General features: G+C 69.1%; 13 protein-coding genes. 8 read left to right on the forward strand and 5 right to left on the reverse strand.

What is annotated here, in order from left to right; all coding sequences use genetic code 11:
- Positions 1-148 precede the first annotated feature (148 nt).
- The 3 genes from AB8K43_RS03705 to AB8K43_RS03715 all read left to right on the forward strand — a co-directional run bounded on the left by AB8K43_RS03705 (position 149) and on the right by AB8K43_RS03715 (position 4,693).
- Positions 149-1,567 carry an NAD(P)/FAD-dependent oxidoreductase gene (locus tag AB8K43_RS03705; RefSeq protein WP_370891618.1) on the forward strand — a complete coding sequence of 473 codons (1,419 nt, stop codon included), beginning with the start codon at positions 149-151 and terminating at the stop codon, positions 1,565-1,567.
- 71 nt (positions 1,568-1,638) lie between these two features.
- Positions 1,639-3,813 carry a heavy metal translocating P-type ATPase gene (locus AB8K43_RS03710; protein WP_370891620.1) on the forward strand — a complete coding sequence of 725 codons (2,175 nt, stop codon included), beginning with the start codon at positions 1,639-1,641 and terminating at the stop codon, positions 3,811-3,813.
- A gap of 253 nt (positions 3,814-4,066) precedes the next feature.
- Positions 4,067-4,693, forward strand: a complete 627-nt coding sequence (locus tag AB8K43_RS03715) for a YdeI family protein (RefSeq protein ID WP_370891622.1) — start codon at positions 4,067-4,069, stop codon at positions 4,691-4,693.
- Between the two features lie 118 nt (positions 4,694-4,811).
- Here the strand turns inward: AB8K43_RS03715 and AB8K43_RS03720 are convergent, their stop codons facing one another.
- A complete protein-coding gene (locus tag AB8K43_RS03720) occupies positions 4,812-5,519 on the reverse strand; it encodes a VOC family protein (RefSeq protein WP_370891624.1) in 708 nt (235 codons plus the stop codon).
- A gap of 113 nt (positions 5,520-5,632) precedes the next feature.
- Positions 5,633-6,352, reverse strand: coding sequence for a hypothetical protein (locus AB8K43_RS03725; RefSeq protein WP_370891626.1), 720 nt, complete (start codon positions 6,350-6,352; stop codon positions 5,633-5,635).
- Between the two features lie 208 nt (positions 6,353-6,560).
- Here AB8K43_RS03725 and AB8K43_RS03730 point away from each other — a divergent pair, with 208 nt between their 5' ends.
- Both AB8K43_RS03730 and AB8K43_RS03735 read left to right on the forward strand, forming a co-directional pair.
- The gene (locus tag AB8K43_RS03730; protein WP_370891628.1) at positions 6,561-7,976 is read left to right on the forward strand and encodes a hemolysin family protein; all 1,416 of its coding nucleotides are present in this window, start codon (positions 6,561-6,563) and stop codon (positions 7,974-7,976) included.
- Complete coding sequence (locus tag AB8K43_RS03735; protein WP_370891630.1) at positions 7,973-9,016, forward strand: CNNM domain-containing protein; 1,044 nt, start codon at positions 7,973-7,975, stop codon at positions 9,014-9,016. The genes AB8K43_RS03730 and AB8K43_RS03735 overlap by 4 nt, the downstream gene beginning before the upstream one ends.
- Here AB8K43_RS03735 and AB8K43_RS03740 read toward each other — a convergent pair.
- Positions 8,942-9,961 carry a LysR family transcriptional regulator gene (locus AB8K43_RS03740; protein WP_370891632.1) on the reverse strand — a complete coding sequence of 340 codons (1,020 nt, stop codon included), beginning with the start codon at positions 9,959-9,961 and terminating at the stop codon, positions 8,942-8,944. The genes AB8K43_RS03735 and AB8K43_RS03740 overlap by 75 nt on opposite strands.
- Positions 9,962-10,073: 112 nt before the next feature.
- On the opposite strand from AB8K43_RS03740, the gene AB8K43_RS03745 reads away from it, so the two are divergent.
- The gene (locus tag AB8K43_RS03745) at positions 10,074-10,925 is read left to right on the forward strand and encodes a hypothetical protein (RefSeq protein ID WP_370891634.1); all 852 of its coding nucleotides are present in this window, start codon (positions 10,074-10,076) and stop codon (positions 10,923-10,925) included.
- A gap of 12 nt (positions 10,926-10,937) precedes the next feature.
- Here the strand turns inward: AB8K43_RS03745 and AB8K43_RS03750 are convergent, their stop codons facing one another.
- Positions 10,938-11,591: a YitT family protein gene (locus AB8K43_RS03750; protein ID WP_370891636.1), complete on the reverse strand. Its 654-nt coding sequence runs from the start codon at positions 11,589-11,591 to the stop codon at positions 10,938-10,940.
- A 62-nt stretch (positions 11,592-11,653) separates the two neighbouring features.
- On the opposite strand from AB8K43_RS03750, the gene AB8K43_RS03755 reads away from it, so the two are divergent.
- Together AB8K43_RS03755 and AB8K43_RS03760 are read left to right on the forward strand one after the other, a co-directional pair.
- Positions 11,654-13,102: a PLP-dependent aminotransferase family protein gene (locus tag AB8K43_RS03755; RefSeq protein ID WP_370891638.1), complete on the forward strand. Its 1,449-nt coding sequence runs from the start codon at positions 11,654-11,656 to the stop codon at positions 13,100-13,102.
- A 37-nt stretch (positions 13,103-13,139) separates the two neighbouring features.
- Complete coding sequence (locus tag AB8K43_RS03760; RefSeq protein ID WP_370891640.1) at positions 13,140-14,921, forward strand: glycoside hydrolase family 15 protein; 1,782 nt, start codon at positions 13,140-13,142, stop codon at positions 14,919-14,921.
- Here AB8K43_RS03760 and AB8K43_RS03765 read toward each other — a convergent pair.
- Positions 14,902-15,600: a DUF4386 domain-containing protein gene (locus AB8K43_RS03765; protein ID WP_370891642.1), complete on the reverse strand. Its 699-nt coding sequence runs from the start codon at positions 15,598-15,600 to the stop codon at positions 14,902-14,904. The two genes, AB8K43_RS03760 and AB8K43_RS03765, sit on opposite strands and share 20 nt — an antisense overlap.
- Positions 15,601-15,672: the final 72 nt, after the last annotated feature.

The following is a 15,672-nucleotide window of genomic DNA, read 5'->3' on the forward strand; positions in this document are numbered from 1 at the left end:
CGGCCTCCTTCGGTGCCGTCGACCGGCGATCGGCCGACACCCGAACGTCGGAGCCATCACACCAGATTCGACACGGGCTCAGGGTGGACTCGGATGGGCGGCCTGCGACGATGGATCGATCAACACGACGTCGCAATGGAGTGACCGCATGAGCGAGCCTGAAGTCTTTGATCTGATCGTGATCGGCGCCGGACCGGCCGGCGAGAACATCGCGCAGTACGCCACCGAGGGGACGGACCTGACGGCCGTCCTGATCGACCGCGAGCTCTTCGGCGGCGAGTGTTCGTACTACGCGTGCATGCCCAGCAAGGCTCTGCTCCGCCCGATTGAGGTGGCCGCGACCTCTCACCATCTGAAGGGGGTGAGCGACGCCAAACTCGACGTCGATGCCCTGATCAGTCGGCGTAACTACTGGGTGTCCAACTACGAAGACTCCGGCCAAGTGAAGTGGGCGAAGGGTGCGGGTCTCGAGGTCATCCGCGGTGATGCCAGCTTCGCCGGACCCCGCCAGGTGCGCGTCTCCGGCGAAGGGGGAGACCGACTCCTTGAGGCTCGCACCGCGGTCGTGATCGCCACGGGCACAACGGCTTTCGTCCCAGACCTGTACGCCGATTGCGCGCCGTGGGGGTCACGCGACGCCACCGGCATCCGCGAAGTCCCCGACCGTCTCATCATCGTGGGCGGCGGTGTGGTCGCGTGCGAAGCAGCGACCTGGCTCGCAGCGATGGGCTCGCACGTCACGATGATCGTGCGCGACGAACGCGTGCTCCCACGCTCCGAACCCTTCGCCTCCGAGATCGTCGCCACCGCGCTGCGTGACGCGGGCGTGGACCTGCGCCTGAAGACCGATGTCTCTGCGGTTCGGCGCGACGGCGCCCGCGACACCGGGATCGGGCAGATCCACGGCGGACCGGTGACCGTCACGCTCGGTGACGAAGAGGTCGAGGCCGACGAAATCCTCGTCGCCGTCGGACGCTGCCCCGCCCTCGACGGTCTCGGCCTCGACGTCGTGGGCCTCGATGAGTCGTCGGTCCTCGACGGCGACCTTCCAGACTGGCTTCTCGCGGTCGGCGACGCCTCCGGCGAAGCCGCTCTGACCCACTGGGGCAAGTACCGTGCGCGCGTCATCGGAGCCCAGATCGCCGCCCGGGCACTCGGCCACCCCGAGCCCTATGAGCCCACGAATGTGCCTGTGCCGCAGGCGATTTTCACCGACCCGCAGGTCGGCTCCGTGGGCCTCACCGAGGCCGAGGCGCGGGAGGCAGGGCATGACGTCGTCGTCGCGTCGACGCCCTGGTCCTCGGCGGCGGGGAGCGCGCTGCTTCAAGACGACGCGAAGGGCGGCGCTCAGCTCGTCGTCGACGCATCGAGTCACCGGGTGCTCGGGGCGACCTTCGTCGGGCCCGGCGCCGCCGAACTCGTCCACGCGGCCACGATCGCCATCGTCGGGGGCGTGCCGACCGAGGTGCTGCGCCACGCGGTCCCGAGCTATCCGACGGCCAGCGAGTTGTGGCTACGCCTCCTCGAGGACCTGCCTCCCGCCCTTCGTGATCGGCCGACATCGTGACCGCGTGAGCCGCGCCTCTTCTCGGGCGTCGACGGTTGATTAATACCCCCAGGGGGTATTAGCGTGAAGGAATGCGCAGTGAGCACCACCATCCGACGGAGCACTCCACCACTTCTCATGACCCACATGCTGGGCATGACGCGCACGGCGGACACGACCACCACCCAGGCGAGGCGGAGCACTCCGCTCACGCAAACCACGGTGGCCACGCAAGTCACGGCGGCCATGCCGGGCACGGTGACCACGCAGGTAATGGCGGGCACGGCGATCACGTCGCGCAGTTCCGTCGGCTGTTTTGGATCATGCTCGCCCTGGCGATCCCGGTGGTCGCCTTCAACGACATGTTTGCCGACCTCATCGGCTACTCGCTGCCCGACGCTGAGTGGGTGCGTTGGGTCTCGCCGCTCCTCGGGACGGTCGTGTACTTCTGGGGTGGACGCCCCTTCCTGACCGGCGTCGTGAGCGAAATCCGCGCTCGCAAGCCGGGGATGATGCTGCTCATTGGCCTCGCGATCACGGTCGCGTTCATCGCCTCCTGGGGCGCCACGCTCCACCTTCTCGACCACGAGCTGAACTTCTGGTGGGAACTCGCGCTCCTCGTCGTGATCATGCTGCTCGGGCACTGGATCGAGATGCGTTCGCTGGCACAGACCACATCCGCGCTGGACTCGCTCGCGGCGCTCCTGCCCGATGAAGCGGAGAAAGTCGTCGGCGACGAGGTCGTCACGGTCAACCCCGCCGACCTGGCCGTGGGTGATGTCGTGATCGTCCGGCCCGGTTCGTCGGTCCCAGCCGACGGCCGAATCGTCGATGGCAGCGCCGCGATGGATGAGTCCATGGTGACCGGCGAATCCCGCACGGTCCGTCGCGGGAAGGGGGATCAGGTGGTGGCCGGCACCGTCGCCACCGACTCCGGCCTGCGCGTCGAAGTGACCGCCACCGGGGATGACACCGCGCTCGCCGGGATCAGCAAGCTCGTCGCCGACGCCCAGGCGTCCTCTTCGCGGGCTCAACGCCTGGCCGATCGTGCGGCGGGCTGGCTCTTCTGGTTCGCGCTCGGCGCCGCCGTCATCACCGCGATCGTCTGGACGCTGGTCGGCACCCCGGAGACCGCTGTGGTCCGCACCATCACCGTGCTCGTCATCGCTTGTCCCCACGCCCTGGGGCTCGCCATCCCCCTCGTCGTCTCGATCGCGACGGAGCGCGCGGCGCGGGCCGGCGTGCTCGTCAAAGACCGGCTCGCCCTCGAGTCCATGCGCACCGTCGACACCGTGCTCTTCGACAAGACCGGCACCCTGACGAAGGGGGAGCCGACCGTCACCGCGATCGAACCGGTCGGCGACCGCAACGCTGACGAAGTCCTCGCGCTCGCTGCGGCAGCCGAGTCCGACAGTGAGCACCCGCTCGCTCGGGCGATCACGGGCGCGGCCCGCCACCGAGGCCTGGCCGTACCCGCCGCCGCAGGCTTCACCTCTTCGCCCGCCGTTGGGGTCCAGGCCACCGTCGATGGCGCGAGCGTCGAAGTCGGCGGGCCCTACCTCCTCGAGCAGCACGATGCGGCTGAGGTGCCTGTCGCGAAGACCTGGCGGGACGAGGGCGCGATCATCCTGCATGTTCTGCGCGACGGGGAGGTGATTGGCGCCCTTCGCCTCGCCGACGAAATCCGCCCCGAGTCTCGCGCGGCGATCGACGCCCTCCACTCGGCCGGAGCGCAGGTCGTCATGATCACTGGCGATGCCCAAGCGGTCGCCGACACGGTCGCGGCCGACCTCGGGATCGACCGGGTCTTCGCTGGCGTCCGGCCCGAGGACAAGGCCGCCAGGGTGTCCGAACTCCAGCACGAAGGGCGCAAGGTCGCCATGGTCGGCGACGGCGTCAACGACGCTCCCGCTCTGGCTCAAGCCGATGTCGGCATCGCGATCGGCGCGGGCACGGATGTCGCCATCGCCTCCGCTGGAGTGATCCTCGCCAGCGACGACCCGCGCTCGGTGCTGTCGGTGATCGAGCTCTCTCGCGCGAGTTACCGCAAGATGAAGCAGAACCTCTGGTGGGCCGCCGGGTACAACCTCGCGGCGGTGCCACTTGCCGCGGGCATCCTCGCGCCGATCGGTTTCGTGCTGCCGATGAGCGTCGGCGCCATCTTGATGTCCGCCTCGACGGTCGTGGTCGCGCTCAACGCTCAGGTGTTGCGCCGGCTGGACCTCTCTCCCGAAGCCAGCACCGCCGCCTTCCTCCGCCGCGACTGACCGGCCGGGGTGCAAAGGGTGCGGGGTGGGGCGCCCTTCGCAGGCCAGGTCGCGGGGGTGGGGTGCTGAGGGTGCGGGGCGGGGCGCCCTTCGCAGGCCAGGTCGCGTGGGTGGGGTGCTGAGGGTGCGGAGCGGGGGCGCCCTTCGCAGGCCAGGTCGCGTGGGTGGGGTGCGGGGTGCGGCGCCCTTCCCAGGCGGTGGCGGAGGTGGTCACGGAGGATCGCGAGGCGACTCGATCGAATTATCATCGCGTATGGCGATGATCACCGATGTCGAGGACTACTTCACCAAGGGCTGCGGTCGGTGTGAGCGTTTCGACACCCCCGACTGCTCGACCCGGCTCTGGATCGATGACCTCATCGCGCTACGGGCGATCTGTCTCGATGAGGGCTTGAGCGAGCAGGCGAAGTGGGGGCACCCCACTTATATGCACGCCGGGCGCAATATCGCGATCATGGGGGCCTTCCGCACCGACTTCCGGCTCACCTTCTTCGACGCCGCCCTGCTCGCCGATCCCGAAGGGGTCCTGCAGCGCCAGGGCCCGAACAGCCAGCACCCCGACGCCTTGCGCTTCACCGCGCTCGGCCAAGTCGCCGAGCGCGAGCCGGTGATTCGCGCTTACCTTCGCGAAGCGATGGGGTATGCGGAGAAGGGGGTTCGCTCGCCGAAGGTCGAGCGCGAGATTGAGATGCCCGAGGAGTTGATCGAGGCGCTCGCAGCCGACCCCGAGATGTCCGCCGCCTTCGATGCGCTCACGCCCGGGCGACAGAAGAGCTGGGCCTTCCAGGTCGGGTCGGCGAAGAAATCTCAGACCCGGGCCGATCGAGCCGCCCGCGCGCGGGACAAGATTATGGCCGGCAAGGGCGCCCTCGAGCGCTGATCCTCCCTGACCCGTAGCCGGCGCGCGGTTGGCGTGGAGTGTTTGGACGGTCAGGACCGTAAGAAGGCTCCACGCCACCTCGCCTACACCAGCGGACGGTCTCCAGCGGCGGGGTGGATCAGCCGTCGGAGGTGGCGGGCGCGCGGGTGCAAAGGACACCCTTGTTGCCTTCGGGGTCCGCGATGACGACGAGGGAGGGCGCTTGGCTGTCATCGACCACGGTGCCACCAGCGAGCAGGGCCGCCTTCACCCGCTCGACGGCGACCTCGGGCGGCACGTACACCTCGATGTGGAAGCGCTGGGGCTCGTCGGAGTCGTCCGCGAGGTCGCCGAACCACAGGTGCGGCACGCGATCGGTGGCGTCGCGGATCTCGTCGCTCGGCGTCCCGCGACCTTGAGCGTTCGCGTCGCCGGTGAGCAGCGCCGCCCAGACCGGGGCGACGGCTCCCGACTCGCGCGTGTCGAGCCCGAGTTCGAGGGTGCTGACCGCGGCTGGCTCCGGCATCAAGTGGTGATCGGCGGCTACGTCGCTGAGGCGCCGGGCGATGTCGAGGTCGGCCTGCGTGACCCATTCGACGACGTACTCCATGCCGTCGTGATCGCGGTAGATCGCGTCCGGGCTCACCACCTTTAGGTCGATGTACCCGTTGCCGATCGTGAGGCTGAGGTGGCGATGCAGGTCGTCTCCGCATGCACCGGCGGCGTCGACGAAGCGTGCCGCAGCAGCGAAGTCCTCGACGAGGTACCGCGCATGGAGTCCCTGGGCGAGGTGGCGCCAGTCCGTCAACTTGGCCGCGGCGACCTGGTCGCCCATCAACATGTCCATGCATCACCGTAGTGCCACGTGTGGTGCCGCTGGCAAGGCTCACCCGCAGGTCTGTAGCCATCTGCAGACAAATCGCCGGCGACCCGGTCCCCTCGTCGGAGCCCCTCGCCACCTTACGAGCGCACCTGGCTCGGCGCCTCGGCCTTAGCGCGCGGACCAACCTTGCGGGCCATCCAATACGCCGGTTCGCGCAGCGCGGTGACCCAGCGATACGGCGGGAGCTCGGGCAGGTGGTGCTGAAGGGGGTCAGCACGCACGGAGTCGTCGTGGTCACCCCATTCGCACTCGACGGTGCCGATCGCGATCCACGGACCGGTCGCGGTGGTGACCGAGAGCGTCCATCGAGTCGGTGGGAGGTCGCCGTTAATCGTCGATGCGAGGGCAGGCTCGACACCCAACAGGACGGCCCCGTGCTCCCCCTTCACCGGCAGCAGACTGCCCATGAAGCCGAAGTGACCGGGCCGCTGCACACCGAGCAGATAGCGCGAGACCAGCCCTTGCCCGGTCGTGGCGAAGAGGAAGTCGGCCGCGTCGTCGTCGGCGCGGAGGCGCAGCGCCAGCCCGTGGATGTCGGTCCGGGTCGGCCCGGTGCCGACGGCCCAGGAGAACCGCGCGGTCCCGGTCAGCGTCTGCTCCGAGCGCAACAGCGGCGTCGGGGCAGCCGGGTTGCCGTCGAGGGTCACCGTGCACGGCCCGACGACCCCACGAGGGTGAAGGGGGCGGGCGCTGCGGACCGCGGTGATCGCTGCCGTGGCGGCGGCGAGCCCGCCCCCGGCGGTCGCGGCGAGGGTGTCGCCGAAGAGGCGAGCAGGTCGTAGGAGGGGAGCAGCCATAGCCCAACGCTGACAGGGCTTTACCCCCTTCGGATAGGTCCAAGGGGGTGACCCTCACCCCTTCGCGCGGTGGGCGGACGTGAGTTCGCCCCCACCGGCGGGGGCGAACTCGCTCCCTTCGCTAGCCGTGGCTTAACTTTGGGAGGGTGACCACGAGCGCGAGCAGAGCGACCGATCGCCCCCGAGATCCGAGGGGTGCTGCGTCGGCATGACCGAGGCTCTCCTCATGCTGCTCGGCGGGATCCTCGTGATCTTGGTGATCATCGCGGTCAACGGGTACTTCGTCGCCCAAGAGTTCGCGTACATGTCGGTCGACCGCAATCGACTGGCATCGCGCGCGCAGGAGGGTGACGCTGCCGCCGAGCGCGCGCTGAAGGTCACCAAGCGCACCTCCTTCATGCTCTCGGGCGCGCAGCTCGGGATCACCGTGACCGGCCTGCTGGTCGGGTATGTCGCCGAACCCATGGTCGGGTCGGCGCTCGGGGTGCTCCTCGACGGTGCCGGGGTGCCGAAGTCGGTCAGCATCCTCGTCGGGACCGTCGGCGTGCTCGCCGTGGCGACGATCGTGCAGATGCTCTTCGGCGAGCTCTACCCGAAGAATCTCGCGATCGCGAACGCCGAACCGATGGCGCGTCGGATGGCGCGTTCCACCCTCATCTACCTCACCGTCTTTGGCTGGCTGATCTCCTTCTTCGACAAGTCCGCGAACCTCCTCCTTCGCCTCGTGCGCATCGAACCGGTCCACGACCTCGACACCAGCGCGACGGCCGAGGATCTCGAGCGGATCGTCGCGGATTCGCGTGACAGCGGTGACTTGCCGGAGGAGCTCTCCCTTCTGCTCGATCGGATCCTCGACTTCCCCGATCAGGACGTCGAACACGCGATGATCCCGCGCGGCCGGGTGGACACCGTGCCCGCCAGCATGGCCGTCGCGGAGGTGCGCCAGCTGATGGCGCAGGCTCACACGCGCTACCCCGTGATCGATGACGAGGGGCAGCCGATCGGGGTGGTGCACCTCGGTGACGTGCTCCGGGAGGCCGCGGATTCGACCGCGCCCGTGGAGCGGATCATGCGCCAGCCGGTGATCGTCCCCACCCTGATGCCGCTGCCGACCGCGGTCGGTGAGCTCGACGAATCGGGCGAAGAACTCGCCTGCGTGGTCGATGAGTACGGCGGCTTCGCGGGCGTCCTCACGATGGAGGACATGGCCGAGGAACTCGTCGGCGAGATCACCGACGAACACGACGCCGAGACGCCCGAGCAGATCACCGCGACCGGCGACGATGCCTGGCGGATGGACGGCGATGTCCACCTCGACGAGGCCGAGCGAGCCCTGGGGCACCGCCTGCCTGAAGGGGACTACGAGACCGTCGCGGGTCTGCTGATCGCCGAGACTGGTGAGCTTCCGGACGTCGGGCAAATGGTGACGATCGAGCTCCCAGAGGACCCGTCCGAAGTGGTCTCCGACGAACCGGTCCGCCGCAGCCTCGACATCGAGGTCCTGGCGGTCGAGCGCCACGTCCCGAGCGAGGTCGCGGTGCAGCTCGTGACCCGCGCGGCCGATGACATCGCGCCAGTGACCGAGATCGATATCGAAGCGCCGACCGAAGGGGGTGCGCGGTGAGTCATCCCGTCGTGGTCATCCTCGTCACGATCGCGCTGATCGTCGCGAGCGCCTTCTTCGTCATCATCGAGTTCGCCCTGCTGGGCGCGCGCCGACACCGCTTGGAGCCGGAGGCGGCCACCTCCGCGGCCGCCCGCTCCGCCCTTCGCGGGATGAACGAGCTCACCCTCATGCTCGCCGGCGCTCAACTCGGGATCACGGCGGCGACCTTCGCCCTTGGTGCGGTCACTAAGCCCGCGATGGACCGTTGGCTCGGCCCGGTCTTCACCGCCCTTGGTGCTCCCGGATGGCTCGCGGGCAGTGCCTCCTTCATCGTCTCGCTCCTCTTCGTCACCTTCTTGCACCTCGTCGTCGGGGAAATGGCGCCGAAGTCCTGGGCGATCGCGCATCCGGAGCGCGCCGCCAAACTCGTCTCTCCGCCCGGCCGGGTCTTCATCTGGCTGGTCCGGCCGCTGCTGATCGGCATCAACCGCCTGGCCAACCGCCTGGTCGCGGCGAGCGGGGTGACCCCCGTCGACCGGGCCGCCGCGGGTGGCCAGGACGCGGCGACGATCCGGCAATTGGTCGAGCACTCGGCAGCCACCGGGGCACTCGCGACGGACTTCCATCGCCAGATCGACCGGGTCATCGACCTCGAACGGCTGACCCTCGGCGACATCGTTCCCGAGGGTCAGCGCACCGCCTCGGTGGGCGAAGACGCGACGGTGGGCGATGTCCAAGATGCCGCGACGGGCAGCGGACACCTACGGATCGTCGTGGCCGCGAAGGGTCAGGCCGCCGGGATCATCCATGTTCGGGACACCTTGCTCAGCGAGAGCGGTGATGCGGCACTGCCTCTGGCGCGACCCGCCTTCCTGCTCACCCCGTCGACTCCCGTGTACGAGGCGCTGGCCCGGATGCGCGAAGGGGGCGAGCAGCTCGCCGTCGTCGCGGAATCCGGGAGGACTCGAGGAGTGGTCAGCGTGTCAGACATCATGCACCGGGTCCTCCCGAGCCAGGTGCTCGTCGATCCCGCCATCGGAGTCACCGAGGCGCGGTGACCCCGGCGCCGCCGACAAGGTGTCGGCGATGAGTTCTTGCTCCACATACGCCTCCTGCTGGGCGAGGCGGACGAAGGCCTCGCTGCTCGCCGAGCGGTAGCGATCCTGATGCCAGGCGATCCCGACGATTCGGGGAGGGACCCCGGCGAGGGCTCGCGTGCGCATCCCGGGGCGGGAGCGATCAACCGACAGCCACGAGACCACCGCAGCGCCGACCCCTTCGGCGGCCAATCCGAGGATCGTGCCGTTGTCGTTGGAGCGGAAGGCGATCTGGTCGCGTAGTTCCGGGCGGCCGAGCCGGTGTTCGATGGCGTGGACCTCGCGCATCTTCGCGTAGGTGACCAGCGGGACGCCGAGCAGGTCGGCCGGGCGGATGGGCCCAGGGTCGGAGCCCAGCGGGTCCGTCTCGCGGGTGACCACGACATAGGGGTCTTCGAGCAGTTCGCGGTGGGCGAAGGGGCCCGGGAGCAAGGGGTAGGCGATGAAGGTGAGGTCGAGGTCGCCGCGCTCGACGGCGGTGAGAAGTTCACCGTCATCCTCGGCCTCGGTGAGCTCGACCGTGACCTGGGGCCACTGCTGCTGGAAGGTCCGCAGGATCCGCGGAACGATCCGCACGCCGACGCTTTGGTAACAGCCGATGCGCAGGACGCCGGCGCCCCCTTCGGTCAGCGCGTTGAGGTCGGCGTTGATGCTCTCCAGGCGTGCAGTAATCGCCGTGGCATGTCCCAAGAGGAGCTGACCGGCGGTCGTTAACGACACCGGTCGTGAGCCGCCCGGCCGTTCGATCAACGGATGCCCGACCGCTCGCTCGAGCCGCGCGATCTGCTGACTGATCGCCGACTGGGTATAGCCGAGGGCGTCGGCTGCGCCGCTGAACGACCCCGTCCGCGCGACCTCCGTGAGGGCCACGAGATGGCGCAGTTCGATCGCCCGAGATCGCGTCATCCATTGACTATAAGCGGCGTTAATGAAGACCATCGGGATGACGAATAGCGCTGATGGCGAGGTCGCTCCATCCTGAAAGAGGCAAGATCACGGACGACCCAAGGAGAACGCCATGACCTCGAGCGCCCACAGCGCCCCAGCGACCGCTGCGGGCTACGCGGATGTCGTTGACCTCGAGACCTATCCGATCGACGACCTCGACGGCCCCGAAGGGCGGGCCCTCGTCGAGTCATGCCGCAGCCAGCTCGAGGAGACGGGGGTGTGCACCCTGCCCGGCTTCGTTCGGGACGAGGCGATCACCGAAATGATCCGGATCGCCGAAGACCTGATCCCGCGAGCCTGGCGCTCGGATCAGCGGCACACGATCTACTTCGAGCCGGTGGACGCCGAGGTCGACCCGGGTCACCCGCGCGCTCACACGGTGCGCTCGGCCAAGGACGGCATCGCCTACGACCTCATCCCCGCCGACGCCCCCGTCCGCCGGATGTACGAGTCGGACGACCTCACCCGCTTCATCGCAGCGGTGCTCGGCAAGACGGTCCTCTACCGCAGCGCCGACCCCCTTGACGCCATGCAGATCACCGCCTTCCACGAGGGTCAGGAGCTGGGGTGGCACTTCGACAACAGCGAGTTCTCGATGACGCTGATGTACCAGCAACCCGAAGCCGGCGGTGAGTTCGTCTACGTCCCTCGGCTTCGGTCGGCGGAGGAGGAGAACTACGAAGGGGTTCGCCGGGTCCTGCACGAAGAGGACACCGCCTCCCTTCGCACCCTGCCGAGCGCCCCCGGGACCCTGGCCTTCTTCCGCGGGCAGCACGCTTTGCATCGCGTGACCGAGGTGCAGGGCGAGACCCCGCGCCTCAACACTGTGCTGACCTATGGCGAGCGCCCGGATATGCGCCTGCGCGATCTCACCTCCGAGCTCTTCTACGGTCGGAGGAGCCCCGCCCCCGACGCGCGCTAGGGATGCGGCGGGTCAGGTGCGAAGTTCCACCGTGAAGAAGGGGAGGAGGGCCTGAGTGAGCGGACCGATGGCGAGTGCGTAGAGCACCGTGCCGACGCCCAAGGCTCCGCCGAGCAGCAGGCCGATGACCACCACGGTCACCTCGAGCATGGTGCGCACCAACCGCAGGGATAGCCCGGTGCGCCGGTGAAGTCCGGTCATCAGGCCGTCGCGCGGGCCGCGGCCAAACTGAGCGCCGATGTAAAGAGCAGTGGCGAGCCCATTGGCCGCGACCCCGCCGACCAGGAAGAGGGCGCGAAGCCAGAGCGAGTCGGGGCGGTCGAGGACCGCGAGGGTGGCATCGGCCGAGAGCCCGACCACGACGGCGTTGGCGATCGTGCCGATACCCGGCTTCTCGCGAAGGGGGATCCACAGCAGCAGGACGAGGAAACTGAAGACGATCACCGCCTGCCCGAGCGTGATCGGGACGTGGCGCGTAAATCCAGAGTGGAGGACATCCCAGGGGGCGAGGCCGAGCCCCGCGCGCACCATGAAGGCCAGGGACATGCCGTAGAGCCAGAGCCCGATCAGCAGTTGCGGCAGTCGGCGGCCAAGGCGTCCCGCCCGGAGTTGGGCGATTGGTCCGAGGTCGACTAAGCCCCGGGGCGCGTGCACGGTCGATGTCATGCCCCAAGCCTGTCTCCTGATTGGCCTTGTGTGAAATAGCCAATCGGGCAATAGTGGCCTTCATGGGACGCGCTCTTTCCGCTCGCAAGGTGGCCACGCTGGTCGGCGACTTCCCGCGCTCGCCTGCGTACCTCGGCCTGGCCGACGGCCTTCGCGTCCTGATTGGCGACGGTCGGATCGGACTCGGCGTGCGACTTCCGAGCGAACGCGAACTGACCCAGGCGCTCGACGTCTCGCGAACGACGGTGACCCGCGCCTACGAAACCCTGCGCGACCAGGGTTACGCAGAGTCGCGGCGAGGAGCGGGCACGTTTACCCGTGTCCCCGGCGGGCTCTCGCGGGCCCATGACCGCTCGCTGCTGCCGGCCTCTGCCGGGCGCGATGCCATCGATCTCAATTGCGCGGCGCCCTCGGCACCTCCCGGCGTGAGCGAAGCCTTCCAGCGGGCGGCCGAGCATCTGCCGGCCTACCTGAGCGGCCCTGCGTACTTCCCGATGGGAGAACCCGGGCTCCAGACCCGCATCGCGGCCAGTTACGAGGCGCGCGGACTGCCGACGACCCCCGACCAGATTATGGTGACGAGCGGCGCCCTCTCGGGGGCGGCGATCGTCGCCCAAGCATTCGCTGGCGCGGGACTGCGAGCTCTCGTCGAATCCCCGACGTACCCCAACGCCACGCAGGCGATGACCCATGCCGGCGCGCGCCTCGTGCCGTTTGCGCTCGATCCGCACGGCTGGGACCTCGATGCCTTCGAGGCGACCGTGCGCCAGACCGCGCCGCGGCTGGCCTACCTGGTCCCGGACTTCCATAACCCCACCGGACACCTCATGCCCGATGCCCAGCGCGAGCGCCTCGCCGCGATCCTCGCCGCTGGCCGCGTGGTCCCGGTCGTCGATGAAGCCCATCAGGCGCTCGCCCTCGAGCCCGGACTGGCCGAGGCGATGCCCGCCCCCTTCGCCCTCTTCAGCAAGAGCGCGATCACTCTCGGGAGCGCGAGCAAGGCGTACTGGGGAGGCCTGCGGCTCGGGTGGATTCGCGCGTCGAGCGAGATGATGCCGCGACTCATGCGGGCGCGGATCAGCCTGGACCTCGGCTCGCCGGTCATGGAGCAGCTCGCCCTGAGCGAGCTTTTCGATCGCGCGGCGGAGGTGCTCACCGCCAACCGCGAGCGTCTGCGAACGAACCGGGACGCGCTCGTCGCCGCCGTCCGAGAAAACCTCCCGAGCTGGGATTTCCTGATCCCGAAGGGGGGTCTCGCCCTCTGGTGCGAACTCCCGCAGCCCGTGGCGACCGCGACCAGTGCCCTCGCCGAGCAACTCGGTGTGGTGGTCGCACCCGGTCCGGTCTTCGCGGTCGAAGGGGGACTGAACCGCTTCCTTCGCATCCCCTGGACCGCCGAACCAGAGGCGCTGATCGAAGCTACCCGCCGCTTGGCGGCGGCGTGGGAGCAGGTCAACGCCGCTCCCGATCACACCTCGACCGCGAAACGCTCGCGCGTCCTGATCGCCTAACCGCCCCCGCCGAGACCGGGGCTGAGACGATGACGAGGTGCAGGCACCGGTCGGGGACTACGCGCTGCTGAGCGATCGGCAGACCGCGGCGCTGATCGCCCATGGCCAAGTGGCGTGGTGGTGCGTACCGCGCTTCGACTCCCCGGCGGTCTTTGCCGCCCTCCTCGGCGATGAGGACAACGGCCACTGGACGGTGGCACCCGTCGACGGCGTCGAGCGCCGCCGGGGTTATCGGGAAGGCAGTTTCGTCCTCGACACGGTATGGGACACCCCGGGCGGACGGGCGGTCACGACCGACGCTCTGGTCGGGCATCGAGGCGTCGCGGCACCCGAACGCGTCACCCTCGTGCGCGAAGTGCGTTGTGAGTCCGGGGTCATCGAGGTGGCCAGCGAACTCGTGATGCGCTTCGACTACGGCCGGACCGTCCCGTGGGTGCGTCGCACGGCCGATCGCCGCGGAGAGCCGGTGTTGCACGCGATCGCGGGACCGGACTCCCTCACCCTGCACGGGCCCGACCTCACCGCTTCGCTCCAGGCGCACCGGGGTCGACACCGCCTCACCGCTGGCCAATCGCTGGCGTGGTCGCTCACCTGGCAACCTGCGCACCTCGATCCGGTCGGGGCGCTCGACATCCCCCGCGCGATCGAGGAGATGGTGACGGACTGGCAGGCGTGGCGCGCGGCGGTCCCGGTGGTCGGGCCGTACGCGGGCTCGGTCGCGGACTCGCTCGCCGTCTTACGGGCGCTCACGGCACGCCGCACCGGCGGGATCGTCGCAGCCCCGACGACCTCCCTTCCCGAGCACATCGGCGGCGAGCGCAACTGGGACTACCGCTACACGTGGCTGCGGGACTCGGCGCTCACGATCCAGATCCTCGCCAGTCATGGCCACCCGCACGTGGCGCAGCACTGGCGGGACTGGTTGCTGCGCGCCATCGCCGGCGACCCCGAAGACCTGCAGATCATGTACGGCATCGCCGGGGAGCGTCACCTCGCCGAACACACCTTGAGTCATCTCGCGGGTTACCAGGGGTCGGCGCCGGTGCGGATCGGCAACGAGGCGTACCACCAGTATCAGGCCGACGTCGTCGGCGAAGTGATGATGGCGCTGGCTGCCCTGCGCGAGGCGGGCATCGCCGAAGACGACTTCTCCTGGCAGCTGCAACTCAGCCTCCTGGAGTTGCTCGAACGACGCCTCGATACCCCCGACCGGGGGATTTGGGAGGTCCGCGGCGAGCCGCATTGGTTCACCCACGGACGAGTCCTCATGTGGACCGCCTTCGATCGGGGGGTGCGCGCGGTCGTCGACTATGGGCTGGACGGTCCGGCTGAGCGGTGGGCTCGTCACCGGGACCGGCTGCACCGCGAGATCTTCCAGCGGGGCGTGCGCGGCGGGACCTTTGTCCAGCACTACGACACCGACGCGGTGGACGCGGCGCTCTTGCAGATCCCGCAGACCGGTTTTGTCGCGGCGGATTCTCCCGTGATGCTCGCGACGGTGGCTCGGATCGAAGACGAGCTGATGACTAAGGAAGGCTTCGTCCGCCGGTACCTTACTGACGGGAGCGACGGGATCGCGGGCGGCGAAGGGGTCTTCCTCATGTGTACCTTCTGGCTCGCCGAGCAGCACGCGCGGACCGGGCGACGTGATGAAGCGATCGCGTTGATGGACCGGTTGCTTGGCCTTCGCAATGACCTCGGGTTGCTCTCGGAGGAGTACAGCCCGGAGGCCGACGTCCTCCTTGGCAACTACCCGCAGGCCTTCAGCCACCTCGCCCTGGTCCGCGCCGCTGAGGCGATCACCGCCTCGGGCGACTGAGCAGAGGCGCGAGACCCCCTTCACCGCGCTTCCCGACCCCCAGGCCGGCGCGTAATCCCCGGAACGCGAGGTAGCTGGCGAGCGAAATCTCCCAGGCGAAGAGGGGTAGAGCGAGCGCGGGTAGTGGGCGGGTGAATCCGAAGAGGACGGCCAGGTTCATTACCGCGACCAGCGCTGCCCCGACCAGGCCGAGTGCCGGGATGAAGGGGGCGACCAGCCGATGGCGCCACAGCACAGTGGCAAGGACAGCGGCATTGACGGGGTTGATCAGGCCGGGGCCGATGACGAAGGTCCAGTCATGCAGCAGGTGCAGGCCGCGCACTACCTCCGGGGCCATGCCCGACGCGGCGGTCGAGCCCGGGATGGCGACCGCCGGCAGGATCGCGACGACGCCGACGAGGATGACGCCAGCTTCCAGAGTCCGCAGCGCGACATATCCGAGGGCACCTGCGGGATCGTGTCCGCGCAGCAGAGGGTAGAGCGCCAGGGCGGTACCGACGACGGCCGCCGCAAGGATGACTTCGAGGGCGCTCGCGAATAGGACCGAGGACCGGCCCGCGAGTGGTTCCCCAGTGCCGAGAGCCGATCCTCCGTAGAGGGGCACCGCGGCCACCGAGGTGATCCAGGTGATGAGGAAGAGGACTGCCGCGAGTCGTGCGCGGCGGCGAGTGGTGGTCATGGGGGCGTCCCTTCACGGTGAGGTGTACGGCGTACACCTTCGCGCAATGACTGTAGGTATACGCTGTACACC

The organism is Janibacter sp. GXQ6167 (assembly GCF_041365945.1).
GTDB lineage: Bacteria > Actinomycetota > Actinomycetes > Actinomycetales > Dermatophilaceae > JBGFSK01.

Coding starts and splice junctions, on each gene's coding strand:
- AB8K43_RS03730 (WP_370891628.1), top strand. CDS start 6,561: ATGACCGAGGCTCTCCTCATGCTGCTCGGCGGGATCCTCGTGATCTTG.
- AB8K43_RS03715 (WP_370891622.1), top strand. CDS start 4,067: ATGGCGATGATCACCGATGTCGAGGACTACTTCACCAAGGGCTGCGGT.
- AB8K43_RS03740 (WP_370891632.1), bottom strand. CDS start 9,961: ATGACGCGATCTCGGGCGATCGAACTGCGCCATCTCGTGGCCCTCACG.
- AB8K43_RS03710 (WP_370891620.1), top strand. CDS start 1,639: ATGCGCAGTGAGCACCACCATCCGACGGAGCACTCCACCACTTCTCAT.
- AB8K43_RS03750 (WP_370891636.1), bottom strand. CDS start 11,591: ATGACATCGACCGTGCACGCGCCCCGGGGCTTAGTCGACCTCGGACCA.
- AB8K43_RS03720 (WP_370891624.1), bottom strand. CDS start 5,519: ATGGACATGTTGATGGGCGACCAGGTCGCCGCGGCCAAGTTGACGGAC.
- AB8K43_RS03745 (WP_370891634.1), top strand. CDS start 10,074: ATGACCTCGAGCGCCCACAGCGCCCCAGCGACCGCTGCGGGCTACGCG.
- AB8K43_RS03755 (WP_370891638.1), top strand. CDS start 11,654: ATGGGACGCGCTCTTTCCGCTCGCAAGGTGGCCACGCTGGTCGGCGAC.
- AB8K43_RS03765 (WP_370891642.1), bottom strand. CDS start 15,600: ATGACCACCACTCGCCGCCGCGCACGACTCGCGGCAGTCCTCTTCCTC.
- AB8K43_RS03725 (WP_370891626.1), bottom strand. CDS start 6,352: ATGGCTGCTCCCCTCCTACGACCTGCTCGCCTCTTCGGCGACACCCTC.
- AB8K43_RS03705 (WP_370891618.1), top strand. CDS start 149: ATGAGCGAGCCTGAAGTCTTTGATCTGATCGTGATCGGCGCCGGACCG.